Below are 19,678 nucleotides of genomic sequence, written 5' to 3'. Positions count from 1 at the left end.
TCGACGGCCCGTGCCCCAGGCGCGGGCCGTTTTCATTCATGCGTGCGCCGCCTCGGTGCAGTTGCGCCGCCAGCTGGCCGGCGGCAATCCGAATTCACGCTTGAAGGCCCGGCTGAAGGCGGCCTCGGAGTCATAGCCGACCGCGCCGGCGACCTCGCTGATCGAGCGGTTGCCGCTGCGCAGCTCGGCCGCGGCGGTGCGCAGGCGCCAGTGCGCGAGGTACTGCATCGGCGGCTGCCCCAGCAGGTCGGTGAAGCGCTGCGCCAGCGCCGAGCGCGACAGGCCTACGTTGCCGGCCAGTTCGTCGACAGTCCACGGATAGGCCGGCCGCGCATGCATGCGCGACAGCGCACGCGCCACGTAGCGGTCGCGCAGCGCGGCGAGCCAGCCGCTTTCATTGGCCGGCAGGGTGTCGATGCAGCGCCGCACCGCCTGCACGAAGAGCAGTTCCGACAGCTTGGCCAGCACGGTGGCGCTGCCGGCGCGCGGTTCCGCCGCCTCCGAGGTGGCGAAGGCCAGCGCCGAGGCCAGCCACGCGGATTCCAGCCCGCTCCCCAGACCTACCTTGAACAGCCGCGGCAGCGACGTCAGCAGCGGATTGCCCATGGTGTCGTCGAACCCGAGAAAGCCGCAGACCATGCGCGTGTGTTCGCCGCCGCCGCCGTACGAGACCCGCATGACTTCGCCGGGACTGTTGCGCAGCAGGTCATACACCAGCGGCGCGGAAGGCAAGGGCTGCAGGTGGAGGTCGCTGCCAAGCACATGCGGCTCGCCCTGCGGCACCACCAGCAATTCGCCGGCTTCGACGCGCACCCCGGGGCCGGTGTCGTCGACCAGGCGCGCCCAGCAGACACCTTCGGTGATCAGGTGATACGAGACCACGCGGTCGGCGCGCGGCAGGAACGCGGCGCGCAATTCAGCATCGGCTTCACTGATCAGGCACCACGGTGATTTGAATTCGCCGTTCAGGAACACGGCACCGCTCAGTTGCACGGCGCGCAAGAGGTCGGACAAGGCATCCATGGCCACATTCCTCCAGATCCGGGGTTTCGCGCAAGAAAGCCGGACGCCCGATCATACGGGCGAGGGGACCGGGCTCCGATACTAGCACCGTGCCCGTGGCCGTACAACGGCGCGGGACACGCACCATAACCGGACGGAGACAACACCATGGAAACCCTTTCCGCAGCGGATGCCAGCGCCGGCGCGCAGGCCGACTGGATCGGCCTTGCCGCAACGCTGGGCCGCACCTTCGATGGCCGCGCGCCCGAGATCGACGCGAGCGAGCAGTTCGTCAGCGCCAACTATGACGACCTGCGCGCGCACCGCTTCTTTGCCGCGGCGGTGCCGCAAGAGCTGGGCGGCGCCGGGCTGTCGCACCAGGAGCTTGGCGCGGTGCTGCGCGAACTGGGCAAGTACTGCGGCTCGACCGCGCTGGCCTTTGCCATGCATACGCATCCGGTGGCCACGGCCGCATGGCGCTGGCGCAATCAGCAAGCGCCGGTGGAAGGCCTGCTCAAGCGCGTCGGCGCCGAGCAGCTGGTGTTGCTCGGCAGCGGCGGCTCCGACTGGCTGCAAGGCAGCGGCAAGGCTACGCGCGTCGACGGCGGCTATCGCGTCGACGCGCGCAAGATCTTCGCCAGCGGCGCGCCGGTGGCGGACCTGTTCATGACCTGCGCGGTCTATGACGACCCGCAGGCCGGTCCCACCGTGCTGCATTTCGCGTTGCCGATGAAGACGCCGGGCGTGCGCGTGCTGTCGAACTGGCACACGCTGGGCATGCGCGGCACCGGCTCGCACGATGTCATGCTGGAAGGCGTGCTGGTGCCCGACACCGCCGTTGCCGCGCGCCGGCCGCAAGGCGTGTGGCATCCGATGATGCATACGGTGGCGATGATCGCGTTGCCGCTGATCTACGCCGTCTACGTCGGCATCGCCGAGGCCGCGCGGGATATCGCGCTGCAGCTGGCGCGCCAGCGGCGCCTGAACGCGCATGCGGTCGAGGCCGCGGGACTGCTGTGCAATGAAGCGGATGCCGCGCAGCTGGCGCTCGATGCGATGTTCGCGGCCGCCGCCGGCCAGGCACCCGGCGCGATCACCACCAGCCGCATCATGAGCGCCCGCACGCTGGCGGCGCGCGCGGTGCTGGCGACGGTGGAAGCGGCGATGGACCTTGCCGGCGGCGCGGGCTTCTATCGCGATGCCGGCCTGGAGCGGCGCTTCCGCGATGCGCAGGGCGCACGCTTCCATCCGCTGCAGGCCGGGGCCCAGCAGGAGTACGCCGGACGCATGGCGCTGGGGCTGGATATCGATGCGCCCCCCGGCGAGGTGCGCACGGCAGCGCAATGATGTCCGCCCTGGCCCAGCTCTCCTACGACACCGAGGCCTGCAATGACAGCGGCCAGGGCGAAGACGCCTGCGCCATCGGCCACGATGGCGCGGCGCGCCGCGCCTTGCGCGATGCGCTGGGGCAGTTTGCCACCGGCGTGACCGTAGTCACCGCCGCCGGCGCCGATGGCCGCCCGGTCGGCGTGACCATCAATGCGTTCGCTTCCGTGTCGCTGGCGCCGCCGTTGCTGCTGTGGTGCCTAGCGCGAAGCTCAGGCAGCCTGCCGGTGTTGCGCGCCGCGCCCTGCCACGCGATCAACGTGCTGGGCAGCGCCCAGCTGGATGTGTGCCGGCGCTTTGCGGCGCCTGCCGAAGATCGCTTCGCCGGCATTGCCCATCGCCCCGGCCCGTGCGGCACGGTGCTGATCGACGGCACGCTGGCATACTTTATCTGCCGGCATCGCTCGGTGCGCACGGTGGGGGACCACGTGCTGTTCGTCGTGGAAGTGGTGGCCTATGGCGCCGCGCCGGGCATGCCACTGGTGTTCCATGGCGGCGGCTTTGCCGACGCGCGCGTACCCCGCTCGGGCTAGGCGCGCTCGGCCCGCTTGCCCAGGATCACCAGCGCGATGCCGCCCAGCACCGCCGCCGCGCTCAGCGCCAGCCGCAAGGTCAGGTCCTCGCCGAGCCACGCGGTGCCGCCCACCGCGGCGATGACCGGCACGCTCAGCTGCACGGTGGCCGCGGTCGCGGCGCGCAGGCGCGGCACCGCGGCGTACCAGATCACATAGCCAAGCCCCGAGGTGATGGCGCCGGACACCACCGCATAGGCGAGTCCCGGGGCATCCAGCGAGCGCTGCGCCTGGATCGCCGCACCGAGGGCCAGCGCCATGGGCACGGCGCGCACGAAGTTGCCCGCGGTGGTCTCGACCGGATCCGCGGCGCGCTTGCCACGCAGCGAATAAACGCCCCAGGCGATGCCCGCCGCAATCATCAGCAGCGATGAGGCCAGCGGCGGCGTCGCCAGGCTCGGCAGCATCAGCCAGACCAGGCCGGTCAGTGCCAGCGCCAGGCCGACCCACTGCTGCGCGCGCAGCGGCTCGCCGGAGTAGAGCCCATAGCCCGTCATGGTGGCCTGCACCGCGGCGAACAGCAGCAGCGCGCCGGTGCCGGCGCTGAGGCGTTCATACGCGAACGAAAACGCCGCGGCATAGCAGAACAGCGCCAGCGCCGATACCCAGTTGCCGCCCAGCGTCATGGCGCCCGCGCCGTGGCGTCCGGCCTGCCGCCGCGCCACCACGATCAGCCACAACACCGCCGCCGCGGCCGCGACGCGCGCCAGCGTGAAGGTGCCGGCGTCGATGGTGGTGCCCTTCAGCGCCAGCCGGCACAGCAGCGAATTGCCGGCGAACGCCAGCATCGCCAGCGCGGTCAGCAGCGCGGTGTTTGCATGCGGCATGCGGGCCGGTCTTGCGCTTAGCCGGCGGGCCTTCCGTCGCTGCTCTCGCCGGTCTCGTCGGAGTCGCCGAGGGCGAATGAAGACAAGTGCTCGATCGCCCGGACCAGCCCGGAATGGTCCCAGGCCGCGCCGCCCAGCCCGTTGCAGACATTGAACAGCTGCTGGCACGACGCCGTATTGGGCAGGCCCACGCCCAGCTCGCGCGCGGCCGACAGCGCCAGTTCGAGGTCCTTCTGGTGCAGCGCGATGCGAAAACCCGGATCGAAGGTGCGGCGGATCATCCGTTCGCCATGCACTTCGAGGATGCGCGAACTGGCAAAGCCGCCCATCAGCGCCTCGCGCACCCGCGCCGGGTCGGCGCCGGCGCGGGCCGCCAGCACCAGTGCCTCGCCGACCGCCTCGATGGTCAGCGCCACGATCACCTGGTTGGCCACCTTCGCCACCTGGCCGTCGCCGGCCGCGCCCACGCGCGTGATGTTCTTGCCCATCAGCTGCAGGATGGGCAGCACGCGGTCGAACACCTCCGGCTTGCCGCCGGCCATGATCGACAAGGTGCCGGCCCTGGCACCGACTTCGCCGCCCGACACCGGCGCGTCGACATAGTCCGCGCCAATCGCCTCGATGCAGCGCGCGAACTCGCGCGTGGCGATCGGCGAGATCGAGCTCATGTCGATCACCGTGACGCCGCCCGCGGTATCGGCCAGGCCATCGGCGACGCCGCGCTCGCCGAACAGCACCTTCTCCACGTCGGGCGTGTCGGGCAGCATCAGGATGATGGTCTCCGACTGCCTGGCGACGTCCTCGGCGCTGGCACAGGCCTTCACGCCGGTATCCTGCAGGTCTTGCGGCACGCCGCTGCGGCTATGGGCGAACACGCTATGCCCGCCGTCGACCAGGTGCCGCACCATGGGCTTGCCCATCACGCCAAGCCCGATAAAGCCGATCTTGCTCATGTCAGTGTCCGGTTGGGGTTCAGGCGTCAACCCGTGCGTGCGTGGCGCACCGCGCCGGGCGCATATCTGATGATAGTCAGCCGCGCGCCAGCGCAGACAGCGGACCAGGCACGGGATGCGCGCTGGCCCGCGCCGCCGCCACGCGCGCGGCGGCGTCGTCCAGCTGCGCCAGCGTGCCGGCATCGATCGGGATCTGCTGCGCGCGGGCCGCGCGGAAGGCGCGCTCCGGTTCGCCGGGCAGCTGGATGCCGGTCTGGCCGGGCTGCAGCCGCGCGCTTTTCATCCAGTCGGCGAAGGCCGCGACTTCATGCCCGAACGAGGTGCTGGTGCCCAGCCGCGCGGGATCGAACACGATCGCCAGCATGTTGTTCCAGACCGCGTGCTCGTGCCGCAGCGTTTCCGGGCGGATGGTATGGCCGCCCGTGACCGCGGCGCCGAGCAGTTCGCACATCACCGCCAGCACGTGGCCCTTGTGCTCGCCGAAGGGCCGCAAGGCGCCCTGCGGCGTGTCGGCGGGCGGGTACATCACGGCGGCATCGGTGGTGGGCTCGCCCTGCGCATCGAGCAGGCAGCCGGCCCCTACCGGCACGCCCTTGTTATGGGCGACGCGCACCTTGCCCAGCGCGATGGCGCTGGTGGCGAAGTCCAGCACCAGCGGCGGCTCGTCGGCCATCGGCACGCCGATGGTGAACGGATTGGTGCCGTAGCGTGCGTCGTAGCCGCCGTGGGGCGCCACGATCGGCTTGGACAGCACGTTGACGAAGTGGATCGAGATCAGGCCCGCCGCCGTGGCCTGCTCGGCCCAGTGGCCGACGCGCCCGAGGTGGTGCGACTGGCGCAGCCCCATCACGCAGACGCCGTGCTCGCGGGCGCGGGCGATGGCCATCTCCATGGCCTGCGCCGTTACCGCCTGTCCCATGCCGCGGTTGCCGTCCAGGCTTAGCAGGCTGCCGGCGTCCTGCAGCACGCTGACCTGCCGGTTCAGCTGCAGCTCGTCGGCCTGCCACGCCAGCACATAGCGCGGGATCATGCCGACGCCGTGGGAGTCATGCCCGCTCAGGTTGGCGCCGACCAGGTGGTCGGCCGTCAGTTGCGCCTCCTTGGGGCTGCTGCCGGCGGCAAGCCAGAGATCGGTGACCCACTGGTGCAGCGCGCGGGTGGGAATGCGGAGTTCGCTCATGTCGGCCTTGGAGGGAGGAATACGTTGCGAAACAAAAAGCCCCGTTGCCGTGTGACGGCAAGGGGGCTTTCATGATACGTCCGGCTCGCGCGTGGCCGGTGATCGGCAAATGCCTACCGGTGGGGGGCCACTTGCGCAGGGCCTCTTGCCAGGATTTCCCTGATGCGGGCCAGGTAGCTGTCGCCCACTGTGCGGTGCATGCGCGCCGTCTCGGCGGCGAACTGGCGCCGGCTGGGCGGGCGGATGCCCAGGCTGCGGCAGATCGTGGACAGGTAGGGCTTGCGCGGACTTGCCAGCCGATGCACCGCGCTTTGCAGCGCGGCGTCGCCAATGCGGCCGCGCAGCCAGGCCAGCACCTGGCGGTCATAGTCGTTTTGCACGCGGATCAGGTGTTCCATGCCGGGGCTCCACTGTTCATCCATACAGGTACTGTAAATATATACAGTATTCGCATGGAGGCAAGAAAAATCCGGCCCCGGCACGGTAAAACGCTGCGCTGCGGTTACGCGTACCCCGCTTTCAGAAGATTCTTGTGCCAGTGGCGTCGCCCGATACCAGGGGCAGCACCGCGTCGCGCTTCTCCAGCAAGTGGCGCTTCAGTACCGCCGCCAGCCGCTTGCCGTCGCGGGCTTCCAGCGCCTGGATCATCTCCTCGTGGTCTTCGACCGCCTCGTCCCACTTGCCGCTTTGCTGGTTGGAGCGGAAGCGCAGCGCCTGCAGGCGGCGGTTGATCGACTGGTAGGTCTGCCGCAGCGCGCCGTTGCGCGCGGCCTCGTTGATCCGGTCGTGGATCTCCTGGTTGCGGCTGTAGTAGCCCGGCAGGTCGTTGCGGGCGCGGCAAGCCAGCATCGCGTAGTGCAGCGCCTTGATCTGCGCCAGTTCAGCCGCAGTGATGCGCTCGCAGGCCAGTTCGCCGGAAAACGCCTCCAGCCCGCTCATCAGCTCGAAGCTCTCCCTGACTTCGGCCTCGGTCATGCGCGAGATGCTGGCGCCGCGGTTGGGCAGAAGATCGATCAGGCCTTCGGCCGCCAGCACCTTGAGCGCCTCGCGCAGCGGCGTCCGCGAGATGCCCAGGGTCTCGCACAGCTCGCGCTCATTGAGCTTTGTGCCCGGCGCGAATACGCCTTCGACGATGAACTGGCGCAGGTGCTCGACCACGGTGTCGTGCAGGCGCGGGCGTGCCAGGCGCGGCAGCGAGGGCGGTGGAACGTGCTGGTCAACAGCCGCCGCATCTGCATCGCAATATGGTTTTTGCATTCAATATCCTCTATCCACTTGGCGCGGATTCTACTGCATCTTGCTTCCTGGCTTCAAAACGCGGGGTTAACCATCACAAATTGCCGTAAGTTTCGCCTTGGATCACATCGATCGCTCTGCTATAGTCGATTGCATTCAAAATTCATAAAACAACAAGGAGGCATGATTTCCATGATTCACCTCGATTTCCATCCCTCTGGCCGCCACTTTCTGCAGATCCCGGGCCCGAGCCCGGTGCCGGACCGTATCCTGCGCGCGATGAGCTATCCGACCATCGATCACCGTGGCCCGGAGTTCGGCGCACTCGGCCGCAAGGTGCTGGCCGGCATCAAGGAAATCTTCAAGACCCGGCATCCGGTGATCATCTACCCGGCGTCTGGCACCGGTGCCTGGGAAGCGGCGCTGACCAACACGCTCAGCCCGGGCGACCACGTGCTGATGTTCGAGACGGGGCATTTCGCCACCCTGTGGAAGAAGATGGCCGAGGCGCTGGGCCTGCGGCCGGAATTCCTGGGCCTGCCCGGCATCGAGGGCTGGCGCCGCGGGGTGCAGGCGGACATGATCGAGGCGCGCTTGCGCGAGGACAGCGGCCATGCGATTCGCGCGGTCTGTGTAGTGCACAACGAGACCTCGACCGGCGTGACCTCGGATATCGCCGCGGTGCGCCGCGCCATCGATGCCGCCGGCCACCCGGCGCTGCTACTGGTGGACACGATCTCGGGCCTGGGTTCGGCCGACTATCGCCATGACGAGTGGGGCGTCGACGTGACCGTGTCGGGCTCGCAGAAGGGCCTGATGCTGCCGCCGGGGATCAGCTTCAACGCGCTCTCGCCGAGGGCGATCGCCGCCAGCCAGCACGCCCGGCTGCCGCGCGCGTTCTGGGGTTGGGCCGAGATCATCGAATCGAACAAGAACGGCTACTGGCCGTACACGCCCAACACCAACCTGCTGTACGGCCTGTCCGAAGCGCTCGACATGATCCTGGGCGAGGGCCTGGAACAGGTCTTCGCCCGCCACCAGCGGCTGGCGGAGGCGACACGCCACGCCGTGCGCGCCTGGGGCCTGCAGATCCAGTGCGCCGACCCGGCGCTGTACAGCCCGGTGCTGACCGGCGTGATGATGCCCGACGGCGTCGACGCCGATGCGGTGCGCAAGCTCATCTACGAGCGCTTCGACATGTCGCTGGGGCAGGCGCTGGGCAAGATGCGCGGCCGCATGTTCCGCATCGGCCATCTCGGCGATTGCAATGACCTGACCCTGATGGCGACGCTCGCCGGTTGCGAGATGGGGCTGAAGCTGGCAGGCGTGCCGCTTGCCGGCAGCGGCGTAGCCGCGGCGATGGCTTCGCTGGCCGCGCACGCCGACAAGCCGGTGCTCAAGGCCGCCGCCTGAGCGCAGCCAACCAAGCGCAGCCGACCGAGCCGCGCAGGCCATGGCAGGCGCGGCACGGTCCGCCGCCTGCCTGATTTTCTTGCCAAGGCATCACCACGACATGCGCCCACCGCAGGCGGCCGCATGCATCGCCGCGGGCGCGCGGCCCTTGTTTCTTGCATGCCATGAACATGACTTCGTCTTCCCTGCTGGTCAAGCCGATCCACCTGGTGCCCGCGCAGCACCGGGCCACCTCGCCCTTGTCGGCGCTGCTGCGCAAGGAACTGCGCGGCGACGTGCTGTTCGACCGCGCCGCCCGCGGCCGCTATGCCACCGATGCTTCGATCTACCAGATCATCCCGGTTGGCGTGGTGGTGCCGCGCGACCAGGACGACCTGGTGCGCGCGCTCGACATCGCGCGCGACCAGCGGGTGCCGGTGCTGGCCCGCGGCGCCGGCACCAGCCAGTGCGGCCAGACCGTGGGCGAGGCGCTGGTCATCGACACCAGCAAGTGGCTCAACAACGTGGTCGCCTTCGATGCCGGCGCGCGCACGGTGACGGTGGAGCCCGGCATCGTGCTGGACCACCTGAACGCCTGGCTCAAGCCGCACGGGCTGTGGTTCCCGGTGGACGTTTCCACGGGGGCGCAATGCACCATCGGCGGCATGGCCGGCAACAATTCGTGCGGCTCGCGCTCGATTGCCTACGGCAACATGGTGCATAACGTGCTGTCGATCGATGCGGTGCTGGCGGACGGCAGCGATTGCCACTTCGGTTCGCTCGCGAAACCAGTGGCGGCCGGACGCACCGAGGGCATCCTTCATGGGCTGCAGCGCATCGCCACGCGCGAGCGCGGCGAGATCGCCGAGCGCATGCCCAAGGTGCTGCGCCGCGTCGCCGGCTACAACATCGACCTGTTCGACTGCCAGAACCCGCGCGCCTATACCGACGACGGCCACGCCAACCTCGCGCATATCCTGGTCGGTTCCGAAGGCACGCTGGCCTGCAGCCGCCAGCTCACGCTGAAGCTGGCGCCGCTGCCGGCGCACAAGGTGCTGGGCGTGGTCAACTTCCCCACCTTCTACCAGGCGATGGACCTGACGCAGCATATCGTCACGCTGCAACCGGTGGCGGTGGAACTGGTCGACCGCACCATGATCGACCTGTCGATGGAGAACCCGGCCTTCCGCCCGGTGGTCGAGCGTGCGCTGGCCGGCGATCCGCAGGCCATCCTGCTGGTGGAATTCGCCGGCGACGACCGCCAGGCGCTGCTGGCGCAGCTGGACCGGCTGGCCGAGCTGATGGCCGACCTGGGCCTGCCGGGCTCGGTGGTGAAGATGCCGGAAGAGAAGGCGCAGAAGGCGCTGTGGGATGTGCGCAAGGCCGGCCTGAACATCATGATGAGCATGAAGGGCGACGGCAAGCCGGTCTCGTTCATCGAGGATTGCGCGGTGCCGCTCGAGCACCTGGCCGAATACACCCGCCGGCTGACCGAGGTCTTCCACAAGCACGAGACCGAAGGCACCTGGTACGCCCACGCCAGCGTCGGCACGCTGCATGTGCGGCCGATCCTGGACATGCGCCGCGACGGCGCGCTGCGCATGCGCGAGATCGCGGAAGAGGCGGCCGAGCTGGTGCGCGAATACAAGGGCGCGTATTCCGGCGAGCACGGCGACGGCCTGTGCCGCGGCGAATGGGTGGCCTGGCAATACGGCCCGCGCATCAATGCCGCGTTCAGCGAGATCAAGGCGCTGTTCGATCCGGACAACCGCTTCAATCCCGACAAGATCGTGCGCCCGCCCCGCATGGACGCGCGCGAGAACTTCCGCTTTGCGCCCGGCTATGCTGCGCTGCCGCTGACCCCGGCGCTGGACTGGTCGGCGTGGAACGTGCGGCGCGACCCGATGACGGGCGCCGAGACCGCCCCGGGCACGGGCAGCGATACCGCCACGCATGGCCTGGCGTCGGCCGTGGAGATGTGCAACAACAACGGCCACTGCCGCAAGTTCGACGCCGGCATCATGTGCCCCAGCTATCGCGTGACCAAGGACGAGCAACACGTGACGCGCGGCCGCGCCAACACGCTGCGGCTGGCGCTGACCGGGCAGCTCGGCAGCGACGGGCTGGCCAGTGCGGAAGTCAAGGAGGCGCTGGACCTGTGCGTCTCGTGCAAGGGCTGCAAGCGCGACTGCCCGACCGGCGTCGACATGGCGAAGTTCAAGATCGAGGCGCGCCATGCATGGACCAGCCGGCACGGCATTAGCCTGCGCGAGCGCATGGTCGCATTCCTGCCGCGCTATGCGCCGGCGGCCAGCCACGTGCCGGGCCTGCTGGCGCTGGCCGACAGCCTGCCCGGGGTCTCCGGCTGGATCAAGCGCGCGCTGGGGTTTGCCCCGCAGCGGTCGCTGCCGCGCTTCACCGCGCCATTCCTTGCGCGCGGCCGCGGCGAGGGCAACGCCGCGGGCAGCAAGGCCGATGGGCGCGAGGTGCTGCTCTTCGTCGATACCTTCAGCAACTACATGGAGCCCGACAATGCGCGCGCCGCGCAGACGGTGCTGGAAGCCGCGGGCTATACCGTGCACTTCAATACCCGGGCAGGCGAACGTCCGCTGTGCTGCGGCCGGACCTTCCTCGCCGCGGGCCTGGTCGACCAGGCGAAGGCCGAGGCGCGGCGCCTGCTCGATACGCTGCGCCCGTTCGTGGAGCGCGGCGTGCCGGTGGTCGGCCTGGAGCCGTCGTGCCTGCTGTCGCTGCGCGATGAGTTCCTGGGCTATGGCTATGGCGACGAAGCGCGCCAGCTGGCCAGCCTGTCGTTCCTGTTCGAGGAGTTCCTGGTGCGCGAGCGCCAGGCGGGCCGGCTGGCGCTGCCGCTGCAGCCGCTGCGGGTGTCCGAGGCCATCGTGCACGGGCACTGCCACCAGAAGGCCTTCGATGCCTTCACCCCGGTGCAGACCGTGCTGGGGTGGATTCCCGGCCTGAAGGTGGCGCCGGTGGAGTCATCGTGCTGCGGCATGGCCGGCAGCTTTGGCTATGAGGCAGAGCATTTCGAAGCATCGCAGGCGATGGCCGAGCTGTCGCTGCTGCCGGCAGTGCGGCGGCGCGCAGCCGATGCCATCGTGGTCGCGGACGGCACCAGTTGTCGCCACCAGATCCGCGACGGTGCGCAGGCCGAGGCAATGCATGTGGCGCGGGTGCTGGCGATGGCGCTGGAGGGCGGCCGCCATGACTGAGCCGGTGCGCAATCCGGTCCACGACCGTGCCCGCCTGCAGCCGCCGCCGGCGGCAAGGATCGGCGATCGCGTCAAGGACGTAGGCACGCCGGCGCTGCTGGTCGAGCTCGATGCCTTCGACCAGAATGTGGCGCGGATGCAGGCGCTGGCCGATGCCGGCGGCGTGGCGCTGCGCCCGCATGCCAAGGCGCACAAGTCGGTCGCCATCGCGCAGCGGCAGCTTGCCGCCGGCGCGGTGGGCATCTGCTGCCAGAAGCTCAGCGAGGCCTATCCGTTTGCCGCCGCCGGCATCGACAGCATCCACATCAGCAACGAGTTCGTCGGCGCCGACAAGCTGGCGATGGCCGTGGAGCTGGCCCGGCATGTGGACCTGAGCGTGTGCGTGGATGACGTGCGCCAGGTCACCGCGATCGCCGCCGCCGCGGCGGCCGGCGGGGTGCGCATCACGGTGCTGGCGGAAGCCGATGTCGGGCAGGGGCGTTGCGGCGTCGACAGCCCCGAAGCGCTGAGCCGGCTGGCCGATGCGATCGGCGCGGCGCGGTCGCTGCGTTTCGGCGGGCTGCAGGCGTATCACGGCGGCGTCCAGCACCTTGCGGACTGGACGCAGCGCCGCGACGCGGCCCGGCGCGCCGCCGACCAGGCGGGCGCCTATGTGGCGCACCTGCGTGCCCGCGGCATCGCCTGCCCGGTCATCACCGGCGGCGGCAGCGGCACCGCGGAGTTCGATTGCGAAAGCGGCGTCTATACCGAGATCCAGCCCGGCAGCTATGTGTTCCTGGACGGCCACTATGGCGCCAGCGAATGGCCCGGGCGCTTCCAGCCCCGCCACGGCCTGTTCCTGGCGACCACGGTGATGAGCACCGCGCGCGCCGGCGTGGCGGTGTGCGATGCGGGCCTGAAGTCGCTAGCGGTGGATTCCGGCCTGCCACGCGTGTGGTCCGGCCCGGGCAGCGAGTGGTTGCGCTATGTCACGGCCAACGACGAGCACGGGGTGCTGCAGGTGCTGGACCAAGACGGCCAGAGCCTGCTGGGCAGCAAGCTCTGGCTGGTGCCCGGCCACTGTGATCCCACCGCGAACCTGCACGCGCAATACGTTTGCTGCCGCGACGGGCACGTGGCCGAGCTGTGGGACATCGCGGCGCGCGGCCTGAGCCGCTGATGCCGCGTGGCAGCGCAGAAAAAGAAGAGAGAAGAGCCGCGGCAAGCGGCACCGGGTAGTCAAAGCCAAAGGAGACCAACGATGCAACGCAACACAGTCAGGAAGACCCTGGCGGCCGTGGTGGGTGCCACGGCCTGCCTCAGCGCATGGGCATGGGAGCCGGCCAAGCCGGTCGAGATCGTGGTGCCGTTCAGCGCCGGTGGCGCCTCGGACCAGATGGCACGGTCGATCCAGGGCATCATCGCCAAGCACAAGCTGATGAGCCAGCCGGTGATCGTGCTGAACAAGGCGGGCGCCAGCGGTGCCGAAGGGCTGATGGATACCAAGGCATCGCAGGGTAACCCGCACAAGCTGCTGGTGGCCTCGTCCGCGCTGTACACGGTGCCGATGGTCAGCCACCTGCCGTTCAGCTGGCGCGACCTGACCCCGGTGGCGATGATCGCGCAGGACGAGTTCGTGCTGTGGACCAATGCCGCGGCCCCGTACAAGACCGTCGCCCAGTTTATCGACGCATCCAGGGCCAGCGCCGGGAAGATCAAGGTCGGCGGCACCAGTTCCAAGCGCGAGGACCAGATCATCAGCGCGCTGGTGCAGAAGAAGACCGGCACCCGCTTCATCTACGTGCCGTACAAGGGCGGCGGCGAGGCCGCGACGCAGCTCTCGGGCCAGCATATCGACGCCAACGTCAACAACCCGTCCGAATCGATCGGCCAGTGGCGCGCCGGCGAGCATCGCGCGCTGTGCGTGTTCGCGCCGGAGCGCATGGCCTACAACGGCAAGGTCACGCAGACCCAGAGCTGGCATGACGTGCCGACCTGCAAGGAGCAGGGCCTCGACGTGCAATACCAGATGCTGCGCGTGTTCATGATGCCGGGCGGCGTGACCCCCGAACAGCAGAAGTACTACGTGGACCTGATGCAGAAGATCGTGGCCACGCCGGAGTGGAAGGAATACCTGGAGAAGAACGCACTGAAGAACGACTTCCTGACCGGCAAGGCGCTGACCGACTTCCTGGCGCGCGACGAAGCCGCGCACCGCGACATCATCAAGGAGGCGGGCTTCGTCGCCGCGCGCTGACGCTGGCGCGGATCATCAACGGGCTGCGCCGCGCGGCGCAGCCGATGGCCTGAAGGCGGGGGACAACATGGAAGCACAACAGGAAACGGCGCATGCGGGCGCCGGCATTTCGGTCAGGGCGGTGGAACTGGCGGTGGCGCTGTGCTTGCTGGCCGGTGCGCTGGTGGTGATCTGGAGCAACCACGGCATCGGCGCCGGCTGGGCGCCGGACGGGCCGGAAGCAGGCTATTTCCCGATGCGGGTCGGGATCATCATCCTGGCCTGCAGCGTGCTGGTGGGCGTGCAGGCGCTGCGCGCGGACCGCAACGCGGTATTTGCAACGTGGCAGCAGCTGCGGCAGGTGGGCGTGATCCTGGTGCCGCTGACCGCGTATGTCAGCCTGATCGGGCTGCTCGGCATCTACGTGGCATCGGCCGCCTTCGTGGCCGGTTTCATGGTCTGGGTGGGCAAGTCGGCGTGGTGGAAGGCCGCGCTGGTCGGGGTGGGCATCAATGCCTTCCTGTTCTGGATCTTCGAGATCCAGTTCCGCGTGCCGCTGCCCAAGGGCCCGCTGGAAGCGGCGCTGGGCTACTAGGGGGCGCGGATCATGGATGAAATCAATGCACTGATGGGCGGCTTCGCCGTGGCGCTGTCGTGGCAGAACGTCGGGCTGATGTTCGTCGGCATCCTGCTCGGCATCGTGGTGGGCGTGCTGCCCGGCCTGGGCGGGCCCAACGGCGTGGCGATCCTGCTGCCGCTGACGTTTTCGATGGACCCGGTGTCGGCCATCATCATGCTGTCCTGCATCTACTGGGGCGCATTGTTCGGCGGCGCGATCACCTCGATCCTGTTCAATATTCCGGGCGAAGCCTGGTCGGTGGCCACCACCTTCGACGGCTACCCGATGGCGCAGCGCGGCGATGCCGGCAAGGCCCTGACCTCGGCGTTCACCGGCTCGTGCCTGGGGGCGCTGGCCGGCGTGCTGCTGATCACCTTCCTCGCGCCGATGGTGGCAAAGTTCGCGCTGCGCTTCGGCCCGCCCGAGTTCTTCGCGGTGTACCTGCTGACCTTCTGCAGCTTTGTCGGCATGGGCAAGGAGTCAAAGCCCAAGATCCTGATCGCGATGTGCCTGGGTTTCGTGCTGGCCGCGGTCGGCATGGACACGGTCTCGGGCACGCTGCGCATGACCTTCGGCTCCACCGAGCTGCTGCGCGGCTTCGACTTCCTGGTGGCGGTGATCGGCCTGTTCGGCATCAGCGAGATCCTGATGACGATGGAAGAGGGCGTGGCCTTCCGCGGCAAGCAGGCCCGCATCGACCTGAAGGTGGTGCTGAAGACCTGGGCCGAACTGCCGCGCTACTGGCTGACCGTGGTGCGCTCGTCGGTGATCGGCTGCTGGCTGGGCATCACCCCGGGCGGCGCCACCGCGGCGTCGTTCATGGGCTATGGCGTGGCCAAGCGCATGGCGAAGGATCCCGATTCGTTCGGGCAGGGCAATGTCGAAGGGGTGGTCGCGCCCGAGACCGCCGCGCACGCGGCCGGCACCAGCGCGCTGCTGCCGATGCTGGCGCTGGGCATTCCCGGCTCCGCCACCGCGGCGGTGCTGCTGGGCGGCCTGATGATCTGGGGCCTGCAGCCGGGGCCGCTGCTGTTCGCAGAGCAGGGGCCGTTCGTATGGGGGCTGATCGCCAGCATGTACCTCGGCAATATCGTCGGGCTGATCGTGGTGCTGTCGACGGTGCCGCTGTTCGCGGCGATCCTGCGCATCCCGTTCTCGATCATCGCGCCGCTGATCCTGGTGATCTGCGCGATCGGCGCATACACCGTGAACGGCGCGTTGTTCGATGTCTGGCTGATGCTGGGCTTCGGCGTGGTCGGGTATGTGTTGAAGAAGCTGGATTATCCGTTGGCGCCGATGGTGCTGGCGCTGGTGCTAGGGGATCGGGCCGAGGACGCGTTCCGCCAGACCATGCTGGTGTCGTCCGGGGCGCTGGATGTGTTCTGGTCGAACGGGCTGGTGGGGACGATCATGGGGCTGGCGGTTTTTGTGCTGGTGTGGCCGTTGGTTAGTGATTTGAGGATGCGGGGGAGGAAGGGGGTTGCCTGAGGGGCGGGTCGCCGTGCTTGGCGGGCCAGTATGTTCTGGGAACGCGTTGGCGGTAGCCCCTTGTGATAGCGGATTCCCCCTACTCGTGATGCCCCGTACGCACGTAGAATACTGAGCGAGCCAGGGCTCACGGGATATTCGGCCAGCAGGCCTTCCTGTTCCACGGCTCCAAACAACACTATGACTTGAGGAGAGCGACATGACCGTACGCAAATTGCCGGCAGTTGGTTTCGCAGTCCTGATGGCACTCACCTCTCTAGGAGTGAGCGCCCAGTCGGCTCAAGGATCCCAAGGCGAGGTTCCCAAAGCACCACCGACTACGGCACAAGCCAAGGCCTTGATTGCGGAGCGATTCAAGGCGGCCGATGCCAATCATGACGGCAAGCTTACCCGCGACGAAGCGCAGGCAGGCATGCCCCAGGTCTACGCGAATTTCGACAAGATTGACGCCAAGAAGAAGGGGTCTGTCACGGAACGCCAGATCGGTTCGTACTGGATGAAGAAGACCAAGGATCAGATGCAGAAGGAAGATCCGATCTGGAACTAAAGGACTGATACGCTCAGGTTCAGACCTTACAAGGTGACGGAGCGAGCGGTAAGGGGCAGTACCGCTCGCTCTTGGAAAAGGACGCCGTCAGGTCATCGCTACAGCGTGCCGCGATTGGTCAGATCAGCGGTTTCCGCGCTGCCTGCCACGCTTCACTAAAGCCGCAAACGTAGTAGTAGGACTTGTTGCCCGAAACTAACGAGCGACCAAACACGTGGCGCCCGTACCACAAACGAATAATTTCATTTATAGGCCCAAAATATTTCATATCAGATCGCCGATGGCGATCAGGTGATTGGTGAAGAAGCCGGAAACGTCGATCAATTCAAGGTCGGCGGATGTCGTCACCGTTGAATGCAAGGAAGCGCTGTCGCGGGCATGAAGGCGACGTAGTCCCGCTTCATTGTCTTCATGCAGCTCTGGGCCATCCATCCTCGTCGTCAGGCCCGCGGGTCGCTACTCTCCTGCATGCGTTCAGAACAACGTTCCGAGAACATGCAAGGGTTGGGGGAGAGGGCAGGAGCATCCACGAAGTCACGACTGCAGATTCACGTCGCTTCACCACCCACGGCAGGTCTTGCGGAATCGTTTCGGAGATCGTCTATTTGCGAGCGGGCGCAGCGACGGCACGATGCTGCGTCCGCGCAGGAATGGGAACTGTCCTATCGAGTTCCTGACTCTGATGCGGGAGACTGACACGGTCATCGCACACAACGGTGGCCGGGCGTGGAAGCCCGACCTGCAAGCACCACAGGTCGGCGTCTTCGACGCCGCCTGTCTCCGCATACGCGCTTGTCATCCATGGCGGGCCGACACGAGGCAGCCGCAAGGCTGGCCGGCTTGGTGTTTGCATCGGTCTTCCACCCTCGTCGTCAGACCCGCCGCCCTCCGCTAGCGTTGTGCGGTGGACCTTCAGGTAACGATTGGAGGGTCCTATGTCGGAAATCGATCTATCAACTGGATTTGAGTGGTTGCTGTTGGTGACATGCTGTCGGCTTTTGGGCCGCCTGGTTCCGCCCTGCTGGGCGGGTCACTTTTTGGCCGAGCGCCAAAACGTAACCAAAAAGCGCGTTTACTGCCCTGCGGGCGGCATGTCTTATCGTAGTGTGCCCGGGGGCTTTCGTACGGGGCTTTGCTTCCTCGCATAGCGGGACTGCCTGCCGCAGGGGTGCGCCACGGTGGCAGGGGCGTTGAAGTGCAGGTTGAACGAGCCCAGAGCGGTGGGTGGTCCCTGCTGCGGGCCTTGCCGTAGGAACGCCTACGGCTGCGCTGCGCGCCGGCCCTATCGCGCGGCGTGGGCCCTGGCACGGGACGCATCGCTGCGCTCGCTTGGCGCCGTCGTCGGCCGGTTAACTTGGCTGGCGAATCGCCAGACGCATTTGGCTGCATTCGCGCAAACGCCCAATGCCCGCCCGCGCAATCGAGCCTGCGCAGCAGCCGCAGGCGTCCCCGCGATACGGCCGGCAGCAGGCTGCCTACACCCTCATTGGGATTGTCCAATAGTGGGTGATCGCAGGCACCGCCCCTGACTCACATGGCGTAGCAGGGCCGAACGGGCACCCACGCCCAAACGGAAAGCACCGCCGCCCGAGCGACCAACACCGTGAAATTGATTGCCAGCCGCACAGGCGACGCGTTTTTTGGTTATTGGCGCTCGGCCAAAAAGTGACTCGCCGGCTACGCCGGCGAAACAGCCGCGCCCGCCAAGAGCGATCCCCGTCCAAAATGCCGAAGATGGGGAACCCTTACACCGTAGCAACCGGCGTAACCGGCGACCCCACCGCCCCGGGCAACCTCAACGGCGGCGCCGTCAACTGAAACCGCGTACGCCGATTCCCCCGCAGCCAGTCCGCCAGCTCCCGCAAATACCACAGCTCCCCCAGCGGCAACCCCAGCTTGAACAAGCAATGGTGATGCAGCGGCAGCAGAGGATGATGCGATTCGCCGTCGGGCGCCGGGCGGGCAGGGTAGCGCTCCACCGCATAGTTATCGGCGATCAGTGCCGCGATGCCCGCATCGGTGATCCAGTTCAGCAGCTTGTCATCACGCCCGTCGAGCGCGCAGCAACTGTGATGCAGCACCGCTTCATCGGGCTCGCGCTGCATCGACAGCACCACTTCGGCAAAGCCGGTGCGCAGCAGCAGCATGTCGCCGCGTTCGACTTCCACCCTGGCGGGCTCCATTGCGCGCATCAGGTCGTCGTAGCCGACATTGCGGAAGTCCATGCCGAAGACATGCGCCAGGTCGACCAGCACGCCGCGTCCCTGCATGCCCTTGACCGCGAAGTTCTCGATGCCGAGCGCGTGCGCCGCGCTGTGGTCGTGGCCGCACGGGTGCGCCGCGAAGTTGTCGTCCTCGGCATAGTCGACCGGGCCGACGATATGCTCGTTGGCGCGGTAGCCGTTGTAGTAGACCCGCTCGGCGCGGCCATCGCCGTCGGCGTCGAAGAGCGCGCCCACATGCGCCAGCGCGTCCCATTGCGTGCTGTACTGCAGGCACATCAGCACCTGGTCGTCGCTGATCACATCGGTGGCGGCAGGATTCATCTTTGCCAGGGGGAAGTTGGTGTACGGCGCGTCGTCGCGGAAGGTCGGCCGCAGCACCGGCGGATGACGGCGCGGATTGAGCTTGTTGCCGCCAGGGTAGTCCAGCGGCAGCGACAGGCAGAAGCTCAGGCCGGCCTGCACCTCGCGCGCGCCCTTGATGACCTGCTCGGGCCCGATCAGGTTGATGCGGCCGAGTTGGTCGTCGGGGCCGAAGTCTCCCCAGTTGGAACCTTGCGGACGTTGCTTCCAGCGCATGAGTCATGCCTCCTTTCGTGTATCTGGCCGTGCTGAACGACCAGCGATGCGGAATGGAACGGGGGGCCGGACCATACCGTTGCGTATGTCCGGCGCGTCGATTCGCCGGCGTTGTCTGCATGAAACCGGTTGCACCCTTATAGGCCATGCTGGCGGTGACGGTCATTATGCGGTGCAGCACAAGCCCCTCGCGTCCGACGTGGTTATGCGTTCTTTTCATATGTTGTCAT

General features: G+C 67.8%; 17 protein-coding genes. 9 read left to right on the top strand and 8 right to left on the bottom strand.

Annotated elements, in window-relative coordinates:
* Positions 1-36: 36 nt before the first annotated feature.
* Positions 37-1,023: an AraC family transcriptional regulator gene (locus CBM2588_RS27035; RefSeq protein WP_111517074.1), complete on the bottom strand. Its 987-nt coding sequence runs from the start codon at positions 1,021-1,023 to the stop codon at positions 37-39.
* Between the two features lie 147 nt (positions 1,024-1,170).
* Here CBM2588_RS27035 and CBM2588_RS27030 point away from each other — a divergent pair, with 147 nt between their 5' ends.
* Both CBM2588_RS27030 and CBM2588_RS27025 read left to right on the top strand, forming a co-directional pair.
* Positions 1,171-2,349 (top strand): acyl-CoA dehydrogenase family protein, encoded by a 1,179-nt coding sequence (locus CBM2588_RS27030; protein ID WP_115683333.1) that lies wholly within the window; start codon positions 1,171-1,173, stop codon positions 2,347-2,349.
* The gene (locus CBM2588_RS27025) at positions 2,346-2,921 is read left to right on the top strand and encodes a flavin reductase family protein (RefSeq protein WP_115683332.1); all 576 of its coding nucleotides are present in this window, start codon (positions 2,346-2,348) and stop codon (positions 2,919-2,921) included. Before CBM2588_RS27030 ends, CBM2588_RS27025 begins: the two co-directional genes overlap by 4 nt.
* Here CBM2588_RS27025 and CBM2588_RS27020 read toward each other — a convergent pair.
* From CBM2588_RS27020 to CBM2588_RS27000, 5 genes are all read right to left on the bottom strand, one after another.
* Positions 2,918-3,787, bottom strand: a complete 870-nt coding sequence (locus CBM2588_RS27020) for a DMT family transporter (RefSeq protein ID WP_115683331.1) — start codon at positions 3,785-3,787, stop codon at positions 2,918-2,920. The two genes, CBM2588_RS27025 and CBM2588_RS27020, sit on opposite strands and share 4 nt — an antisense overlap.
* A 17-nt stretch (positions 3,788-3,804) precedes the next feature.
* Positions 3,805-4,740: a 2-hydroxy-3-oxopropionate reductase gene (locus tag CBM2588_RS27015; RefSeq protein WP_115683330.1), complete on the bottom strand. Its 936-nt coding sequence runs from the start codon at positions 4,738-4,740 to the stop codon at positions 3,805-3,807.
* Between the two features lie 76 nt (positions 4,741-4,816).
* Positions 4,817-5,920, bottom strand: a complete 1,104-nt coding sequence (locus tag CBM2588_RS27010; protein WP_115683329.1) for a malate/lactate/ureidoglycolate dehydrogenase — start codon at positions 5,918-5,920, stop codon at positions 4,817-4,819.
* 113 nt (positions 5,921-6,033) lie between these two features.
* A complete protein-coding gene (locus CBM2588_RS27005) occupies positions 6,034-6,318 on the bottom strand; it encodes a hypothetical protein (RefSeq protein ID WP_115683328.1) in 285 nt (94 codons plus the stop codon).
* A 121-nt stretch (positions 6,319-6,439) separates the two neighbouring features.
* Positions 6,440-7,177, bottom strand: coding sequence for a GntR family transcriptional regulator (locus CBM2588_RS27000; protein WP_115683327.1), 738 nt, complete (start codon positions 7,175-7,177; stop codon positions 6,440-6,442).
* Between the two features lie 171 nt (positions 7,178-7,348).
* Here CBM2588_RS27000 and CBM2588_RS26995 point away from each other — a divergent pair, with 171 nt between their 5' ends.
* The 7 genes from CBM2588_RS26995 (at position 7,349) to CBM2588_RS26965 (ending at position 16,647) form a co-directional block, all read left to right on the top strand.
* Positions 7,349-8,569, top strand: coding sequence for a pyridoxal-phosphate-dependent aminotransferase family protein (locus tag CBM2588_RS26995; RefSeq protein ID WP_115683751.1), 1,221 nt, complete (start codon positions 7,349-7,351; stop codon positions 8,567-8,569).
* 164 nt (positions 8,570-8,733) lie between these two features.
* Positions 8,734-11,778 (top strand): FAD-binding and (Fe-S)-binding domain-containing protein, encoded by a 3,045-nt coding sequence (locus CBM2588_RS26990; protein ID WP_115683326.1) that lies wholly within the window; start codon positions 8,734-8,736, stop codon positions 11,776-11,778.
* Positions 11,771-12,937, top strand: a complete 1,167-nt coding sequence (locus tag CBM2588_RS26985) for a DSD1 family PLP-dependent enzyme (RefSeq protein ID WP_115683325.1) — start codon at positions 11,771-11,773, stop codon at positions 12,935-12,937. Before CBM2588_RS26990 ends, CBM2588_RS26985 begins: the two co-directional genes overlap by 8 nt.
* A gap of 81 nt (positions 12,938-13,018) precedes the next feature.
* On the top strand, positions 13,019-14,014 hold the full coding sequence (locus CBM2588_RS26980) for a Bug family tripartite tricarboxylate transporter substrate binding protein (protein WP_115683324.1): 996 nt from the start codon (positions 13,019-13,021) through the stop codon (positions 14,012-14,014).
* Positions 14,015-14,081: 67 nt separating this feature from the next.
* A complete protein-coding gene (locus CBM2588_RS26975; RefSeq protein WP_115683323.1) occupies positions 14,082-14,588 on the top strand; it encodes a tripartite tricarboxylate transporter TctB family protein in 507 nt (168 codons plus the stop codon).
* Between the two features lie 12 nt (positions 14,589-14,600).
* Positions 14,601-16,100, top strand: coding sequence for a tripartite tricarboxylate transporter permease (locus tag CBM2588_RS26970; protein WP_115683322.1), 1,500 nt, complete (start codon positions 14,601-14,603; stop codon positions 16,098-16,100).
* A 199-nt stretch (positions 16,101-16,299) separates the two neighbouring features.
* Positions 16,300-16,647, top strand: a complete 348-nt coding sequence (locus CBM2588_RS26965; RefSeq protein WP_115683321.1) for an EF-hand domain-containing protein — start codon at positions 16,300-16,302, stop codon at positions 16,645-16,647.
* 264 nt (positions 16,648-16,911) lie between these two features.
* Here CBM2588_RS26965 and CBM2588_RS26960 read toward each other — a convergent pair whose 3' ends face one another.
* Together CBM2588_RS26960 and CBM2588_RS26955 are read right to left on the bottom strand one after the other, a co-directional pair.
* Positions 16,912-17,079: a hypothetical protein gene (locus CBM2588_RS26960; protein WP_172583674.1), complete on the bottom strand. Its 168-nt coding sequence runs from the start codon at positions 17,077-17,079 to the stop codon at positions 16,912-16,914.
* A 1,313-nt stretch (positions 17,080-18,392) separates the two neighbouring features.
* A complete protein-coding gene (locus tag CBM2588_RS26955) occupies positions 18,393-19,448 on the bottom strand; it encodes a cyclase family protein (protein ID WP_115683320.1) in 1,056 nt (351 codons plus the stop codon).
* Positions 19,449-19,678: the final 230 nt, after the last annotated feature.

The sequence above is a fragment of the Cupriavidus taiwanensis genome (assembly GCF_900250075.1).
Lineage (GTDB): Bacteria > Pseudomonadota > Gammaproteobacteria > Burkholderiales > Burkholderiaceae > Cupriavidus > Cupriavidus taiwanensis_C.
The sequence above is the reverse complement of the archived record's forward strand: the minus strand, read 5'-3'. Positions and strand labels throughout refer to the sequence as shown.

Excerpts from the sequence above, each read along its gene's own strand:
- CBM2588_RS27035 (WP_111517074.1), bottom strand. The coding sequence starts at position 1,023 with ATGGATGCCTTGTCCGACCTCTTGCGCGCCGTGCAACTGAGCGGTGCC.
- CBM2588_RS27030 (WP_115683333.1), top strand. The coding sequence starts at position 1,171 with ATGGAAACCCTTTCCGCAGCGGATGCCAGCGCCGGCGCGCAGGCCGAC.
- CBM2588_RS27025 (WP_115683332.1), top strand. The coding sequence starts at position 2,346 with ATGATGTCCGCCCTGGCCCAGCTCTCCTACGACACCGAGGCCTGCAAT.
- CBM2588_RS27020 (WP_115683331.1), bottom strand. The coding sequence starts at position 3,787 with ATGCCGCATGCAAACACCGCGCTGCTGACCGCGCTGGCGATGCTGGCG.
- CBM2588_RS27015 (WP_115683330.1), bottom strand. The coding sequence starts at position 4,740 with ATGAGCAAGATCGGCTTTATCGGGCTTGGCGTGATGGGCAAGCCCATG.
- CBM2588_RS27010 (WP_115683329.1), bottom strand. The coding sequence starts at position 5,920 with ATGAGCGAACTCCGCATTCCCACCCGCGCGCTGCACCAGTGGGTCACC.
- CBM2588_RS27005 (WP_115683328.1), bottom strand. The coding sequence starts at position 6,318 with ATGGAACACCTGATCCGCGTGCAAAACGACTATGACCGCCAGGTGCTG.
- CBM2588_RS27000 (WP_115683327.1), bottom strand. The coding sequence starts at position 7,177 with ATGCAAAAACCATATTGCGATGCAGATGCGGCGGCTGTTGACCAGCAC.
- CBM2588_RS26995 (WP_115683751.1), top strand. The coding sequence starts at position 7,349 with ATGATTCACCTCGATTTCCATCCCTCTGGCCGCCACTTTCTGCAGATC.
- CBM2588_RS26990 (WP_115683326.1), top strand. The coding sequence starts at position 8,734 with ATGAACATGACTTCGTCTTCCCTGCTGGTCAAGCCGATCCACCTGGTG.
- CBM2588_RS26985 (WP_115683325.1), top strand. The coding sequence starts at position 11,771 with ATGACTGAGCCGGTGCGCAATCCGGTCCACGACCGTGCCCGCCTGCAG.
- CBM2588_RS26980 (WP_115683324.1), top strand. The coding sequence starts at position 13,019 with ATGCAACGCAACACAGTCAGGAAGACCCTGGCGGCCGTGGTGGGTGCC.
- CBM2588_RS26975 (WP_115683323.1), top strand. The coding sequence starts at position 14,082 with ATGGAAGCACAACAGGAAACGGCGCATGCGGGCGCCGGCATTTCGGTC.
- CBM2588_RS26970 (WP_115683322.1), top strand. The coding sequence starts at position 14,601 with ATGGATGAAATCAATGCACTGATGGGCGGCTTCGCCGTGGCGCTGTCG.
- CBM2588_RS26965 (WP_115683321.1), top strand. The coding sequence starts at position 16,300 with ATGACCGTACGCAAATTGCCGGCAGTTGGTTTCGCAGTCCTGATGGCA.
- CBM2588_RS26960 (WP_172583674.1), bottom strand. The coding sequence starts at position 17,079 with ATGGATGGCCCAGAGCTGCATGAAGACAATGAAGCGGGACTACGTCGC.
- CBM2588_RS26955 (WP_115683320.1), bottom strand. The coding sequence starts at position 19,448 with ATGCGCTGGAAGCAACGTCCGCAAGGTTCCAACTGGGGAGACTTCGGC.